We start from the raw sequence: 3,034 nt of genomic DNA on the forward strand, positions 1-3,034 counted from the left end.
CTCCCAGCGCCGTGGCATCCAGACGCACCGGGCGGCCGTTCTGGGCGGCCATCGCGCGGGCGTTCGCGCGGGCGACGACATCACGCGGCGCGAGCTCGCCGTCGGGGTGGGCGTCGAAGCAGAAGCGGCGTCCGGCATCGTCGATGAGGGTCGCCCCCTCCCCGCGCACGGCCTCGGAGACGAGGAAGGGCGCGCCCGCGGCGAGGGCGGTGGGGTGGAACTGCACGAACTCGAGGTCGGCGACCTCGGCCCCCGCGCGCAGGGCGGCCGCTATTCCGTCGCCGGTCGCGCCGAGAGGGTTGGTGGTGTGCGCGTAGAGCTGGCCCGCGCCGCCCGTCGCGAGGATCACTGCATCGGCCTCGATGCGCTCGCCGCCGTCGAGCTCGACGCCGACGACGCGCCCGCCGCGCAGCACGAGGTCGCGCAACAGCGCCTGCTCGCGCAAACCTAGCCCGGCGGAACGTACGGCGACACCGAGCGCCGCCTGGATCTCTGCCCCGGTCGCGTCACCGCCGGCGTGCAGCACCCGCGGCATCGCGTGCGCCGCCTCGAGACCGCGGGCGAAGTCGCCGTCGGGCGTGCGGTCGAAGTCGACGCCGCGCGCCACGAGTTCGGCGATGAGCGCGGGGCCCTCACCGACCAGCACGTCCACCGCGGCGGGGTCGTTCAGACCCGCACCGGCGGTTCGCGTGTCGGCCGCGTGCGAAGCGACACTGTCGGCGGGGTGGGTGACGGCGGCCACGCCGCCCTGCGCCCAGCGCGTGTTCGTCTCGGACAGTTCGCCCTTCGTCAAGATCGTGACGCGGCATCCGTTCTCCGCCGCGTGCAACGCCGCCGTGAGGCCGGCGATGCCGCTGCCCACCACGACGACGGTGGTCATTTCACCGCACCGCTGGGCTTGGCCGCGAGCATGCGTTCGAGGGCGAGCGTGGCGGGGGCGGCGACGTCGCCCGGGACCGTGATGCGGTTGACGATCTCGCCGGCGACGAGCGACTCCAGTACCCATGCGAGGTAGCCGGGGTGGATGCGGTACATCGTCGAGCAGGGGCAGACCACGGGGTCGAGGCAGAAGATCTCGTGCTGCGGGTACTGGGCCGCCAGGCGCTGCACGAGGTTGATCTCGGTGCCGATCGCGAAGGTCGTGGGCTCGATCGCTGAGGCGATGGCCTTTCGGATGAGGTCGGTGGACCCCGCTTCGTCAGCGGCATCCACCACGTCCATCGGGCATTCGGGGTGCACGATCACGCGGACGCCGGGGTGCTCGGCACGCGCCTTGTCGATCTGGTCGACGGTGAACCGGCGGTGCACCGAGCAGAAGCCGTGCCAGAGGATGACGCGGCTGTCCTGCACCTGCTCGGCGGTCGAGCCGCCGAGGGCCTTTCGCGGGTTCCACATCGGCATCTGCTCGAGCGGCACGCCCATCGCCTTGGCGGTGTTGCGGCCCAGGTGCTGGTCGGGGAAGAACAGCACGCGACGCCCGCGCGCGAACGCCCACTCGAGCACCGTCCGGGCGTTGGAGGAGGTGCAGACGATGCCGCCGTGTCGGCCCACGAAGCCTTTGATGGCGGCGGAGGAGTTCATGTACGTCACCGGGATGACGGGCACGAGGCCGTCGGCATCCGGGGCCTCGAGGTCGCCGAGCACGTCTTCGAGCTGCTCCCAGCACTCCTCCACCTGATCGATGTCGGCCATGTCGGCCATCGAGCACCCGGCGGCGAGGTTGGGCAGGATGACGGCCTGCTCGGACGTCGACAGCAGGTCGGCGGTCTCTGCCATGAAGTGCACGCCGCAGAAGACGATCGCCTCGGCCTCGGGGTGCTCGAGGGCCGCATTGGCGAGCTGGAACGAGTCGCCGACGTAATCGGCGTGCCGCACCACCTCTTCGCGCTGGTAGAAGTGCCCGAGTACGACGACGCGGTCGCCGAGCGTCTGCTTCGCCGCGCGGATCCGCGCATCGAGCTCGTCGTCGGACGCGTCGCGGTACCGCTGCGGCAGCTCTCCCTGGCGCGGCGCCCCCGTGGGGATGACGTCGCCCATCGACGAGCCGGGGCCGTACCCGGGGCGCGTGTCGAAGTCCCACGGGCCGACGGCGAGGTCGGTGGTGCACGTGGCGTCGATCGACGCGCCCGAGACGATCGCCTGGATCGCGTGATCGACGCTCGGGTCGATCGCGGGGCGGGGCTGCAGGGTGAGGGGTGTGGCGGCCATGGGCGTTCCGATCAGTGACGGGTGGGGAGCGGGCCGCGGTCGGCGAGCTCCACATCGCGGTTGTAGCGGTACAGACGGGCGGGGCGGTGGCTTCCGGTGCGGAAGCGCTCGGTGGGGATGAGGGTGTCGGACGTGTCGACCTGACGGCGGAAGTTCGCCGGGTCGAGACGCTTGCCGAGGATCGTCTCGTTGACCTCGCGGAGGTCGGCCAGCGTGAATTCGTCGGGGAGCAGGCCGTGCGCGATGCGGCTGTAACCGACCTTGTTGCGCAGGCGCCACAGCGTGTACTCGACGATGTCGTCGTGGTCGAAGGCCAGGGGCGGCAGGTCGGTGGCGTCGAACCACTCGACGTTCTCGGGGGCGTCTCCTCCCCGCGCGTGAGCGGCGACCTGTGCGTCGACTTCGTCGGAGCGCAGCAGCGCCCAGTACACGATCGACACGACGCGGCTGGGGGAGCGGTCGACGGCGCCGAACGCGTAGAGCTGCTCGAGATAGCTCGGCGTGAGTCCCGTGGTCTCGGCCAGGGTTCGGGATGCCGCGACGTCGAGCCCCTCGGTCGCGTCGAGCCAGCCGCCGGGCAGCGCCCACCTGCCGTCGAAGGGGTCGCGGGTGCGGCGGACGAGGGGGAGCGACAGCACCGGTTCGTCGTGCTCGTCGCGGCGCACGCTGAAGATCACGGTGGACACCGCGACGCGCACGTCGGCGTCACGGGTGTCGGGGGCGGGGGTTCTTGTCATGGTGACCATATCTCCGTGTAGATCTGAGTGTCATCTCGACCCGGAGGGCGAATTGAGGGTGTCGGGCGGGTGGGGGGTGGGGCCTGGGG

3 protein-coding genes are annotated in these 3,034 nt (G+C 71.5%); all 3 read right to left on the minus strand.

All coding sequences use genetic code 11. The features are described 5' to 3' along the window. Nucleotides 1–880 (minus strand): FAD-dependent oxidoreductase (locus RWP81_RS15670; protein WP_314457668.1); only part of this gene is annotated, 880 nt, incomplete at its 3' end. Continuing rightward, on the minus strand, nucleotides 877–2,208 hold the full coding sequence (gene nadA / locus RWP81_RS15675; protein ID WP_314457670.1) for a quinolinate synthase NadA: 1,332 nt from the start codon (nucleotides 2,206–2,208) through the stop codon (nucleotides 877–879). The genes nadA and RWP81_RS15670, both read right to left, overlap by 4 nt. 11 nt (nucleotides 2,209–2,219) lie before the next feature. Then, on the minus strand, nucleotides 2,220–2,945 hold the full coding sequence (locus RWP81_RS15680; RefSeq protein WP_314457672.1) for an NrtR DNA-binding winged helix domain-containing protein: 726 nt from the start codon (nucleotides 2,943–2,945) through the stop codon (nucleotides 2,220–2,222). Nucleotides 2,946–3,034 lie beyond the last annotated feature (89 nt).

It is taken from the genome of uncultured Microbacterium sp. (genome assembly GCF_963521695.1).
GTDB lineage: Bacteria > Actinomycetota > Actinomycetes > Actinomycetales > Microbacteriaceae > Microbacterium.

What these genes read in the sequence shown, in the direction of transcription:
- nadA (WP_314457670.1), bottom strand. Translation starts at nt 2,208, where the DNA reads ATGGCCGCCACACCCCTCACCCTGCAGCCCCGCCCCGCGATCGACCCG.
- RWP81_RS15680 (WP_314457672.1), bottom strand. Translation starts at nt 2,945, where the DNA reads ATGACAAGAACCCCCGCCCCCGACACCCGTGACGCCGACGTGCGCGTC.